The organism is Alloscardovia venturai (assembly GCF_042676605.1).
In the GTDB taxonomy this organism is placed as follows: domain Bacteria; phylum Actinomycetota; class Actinomycetes; order Actinomycetales; family Bifidobacteriaceae; genus Alloscardovia; species Alloscardovia venturai.
In genome coordinates this window covers 1-2,110 of sequence record NZ_JBHTHQ010000014.1, presented here as the reverse complement: position 1 = coordinate 2,110, position 2,110 = coordinate 1, and the positions used below count along the sequence as shown (strand labels likewise).

The following is a 2,110-nucleotide window of genomic DNA, read 5'->3' as shown; positions in this document are numbered from 1 at the left end:
AGTTACTACAGGAAATTCAATGACCCACTTTCTTTCACCTACGAGTGTAACGATTAAACGGGCAAATCAGGTGTAAAAAGAGATGACCATTTATTTGCCTTAGCTTCTAGATAATCGTAAGGATGGAATATACAAGACTGAATACTCTTTAGGGCGGGGCGAAAGGTATCCGGACGAATACTCTAAAAATCGCCAGAGATGCATCTTGCTGATTAGTGCTTTTCATCATACGAGTCAACATGCGAAGAATTGTTATAGTGCTACAAGCTTGTGTCCTGACTCATCTCTCTACTCTCGTTTCTCGTTGCAGTTACCGAAGTAACTAGTGTCACAGTTTGCAATATATTTGATGTGGAGCTGAAACATATTATTGCCGAAGGAGAAGGTGACACTTCTATAGACGCGTGGGCGCAGAAGCATAGAGATTTTTGGGAATCTGATGAATTTAGAAGAGAAATTCAAGACCCTATCTTTACTGTTACCAGTAGCACAAAAGTTGTATGTGTGTCTTTCCGTGTAGTTGCAATTTCCTCATGAGTAATCGCGAATTGCTAAAGTAGCATTTAGTAAGCGGTCAGTTGTTTCAAAAAGATAGACACTAACGCCACCGGTTCTGATGTGATGTTTTCTGGCACTTTACGTCAAATGAAACTGAGAACCTGCATATGTCACACATAATGCAAGGTACAGTTGTGCGCATGGGTCAGCTAATTCTTGCAGCAGTAATTGGGGTTGCTGTTGTCGTATGTACGATTGTTTTTTTGAAACTTCACCCTTTCCTTGGGCTGCTATTTGGCTCGCTTGCCACGGCATTAATTGCAGGTATACCTTTTACAAAATCGACAGAGAGTTTTGTCAAGGGCGCTGCTGACACTTTTGGCGATACAGGTCTTATTATCGTCGTCGGTGGGATGATTGGACTTATTCTCACTGAGACTGGTGCTGCCGACGTTATTGTTGATACTGTTACAAATTTAACTCCGCGCAAGAGTCTGGGATGGGCGATGCTCGCTGGAGGATTTGCTATAGGTATTGCTTTATTTTTCCATGTAGGCGTTGTCATCGTCCTACCTCTCGTTATGATGGTTGCAAAACGTACCCGATTACCGATTATTACTCTAGGAGGTCCAGCTCTTGCTGGTCTATCAACGCTCCATGCGCTTGTGCCACCACATCCCGGTCCTTTGGTAGCAGCGACATCGATTCATGCAAATATTGGAATTACTTTGATTCTCGGTCTTTTGGTTTCCATTCCCATTGTCGTTATTGCAGGACCTCTTCTCTCGAAAATCCTAGTAAAATGGGTTCCTCAAATGGTCAGCAGTGATGCAGATTTGAGTGTTGATAAAAATTCTCGCGAGAACATGCCGACCCTCTTCTCGGCATTAGCAATCATTTTGTTACCAGTACTTTTAATGTTTATTGCTAGCGCAATCCAGTTGAGTGGTTTTGACAAGGGGCATATCGTATTGAGTTTTATCGAATGGATAGGCTCGCCAATCATGGCGTTGCTCGTTACTGTAATCGTTGGAATAATAATTTCGGTGGCAGAGCTTAAGTGGTCAATGAGTCATGTCAATGCTGCCATTGTGAAATCGTTCTCGACGATTGCAGGAGTAGTTCTTGTAGTGTGCGCTGGTGGCGGTTTCAAACAGACCCTTATCGATACAAATATCGGCAAGCTCATTGCAGACTCTATGATGGCTATGCATCTCAACATCATCGTGGCAGCATGGCTGGTTGCTGTTCTTATCCGTCTTGCTACAGGGTCAGCAACCGTTGCATGTGTAACTGCTGGAGGTATCATCGCGCCGCTCGTTACACAGACAAACAATATCGGTCTCAGCCTCATAGTGCTCGCTATCGGGGCTGGCTCATTATTCTTCTCTCACATTAGTGATGCAGGCTTTTGGATGGTAAAGGAGTATCTGGGTTTGAGTGTGATTGACACTTTCAAAACCTGGTCAGTTATGGAAACAGTTATTTCTATTCTTGGATTGCTTATCGTTCTTGCTCTCTATCCTCTTACGTTGTTGTGATTTTCGACACGCCGTTGTGGTGTGTGTTTTCAACGTGTGTGGTGGTGTGGGTTGCGTGGTGTGGGGGATGG

Annotated in this window: 2 protein-coding genes; both read left to right on the top strand. The window is 43.8% G+C overall.

Annotated features, from left to right (window positions below; all coding sequences use genetic code 11):
* The first annotated feature begins 282 nt into the window (after nt 1-282).
* Entirely contained in the window at nt 283-537 is a 255-nt protein-coding gene (locus tag ACFQY8_RS03090) for an ASCH domain-containing protein (protein ID WP_377938450.1), read from the top strand.
* A 161-nt stretch (nt 538-698) separates the two neighbouring features.
* A complete protein-coding gene (locus tag ACFQY8_RS03085) occupies nt 699-2,039 on the top strand; it encodes a GntT/GntP/DsdX family permease (protein WP_377938449.1) in 1,341 nt (446 codons plus the stop codon).
* The last annotated feature ends 71 nt before the right edge of the window (nt 2,040-2,110 follow it).

Coding starts and splice junctions, on each gene's coding strand:
- ACFQY8_RS03085 (WP_377938449.1), top strand. CDS start 699: ATGGGTCAGCTAATTCTTGCAGCAGTAATTGGGGTTGCTGTTGTCGTA.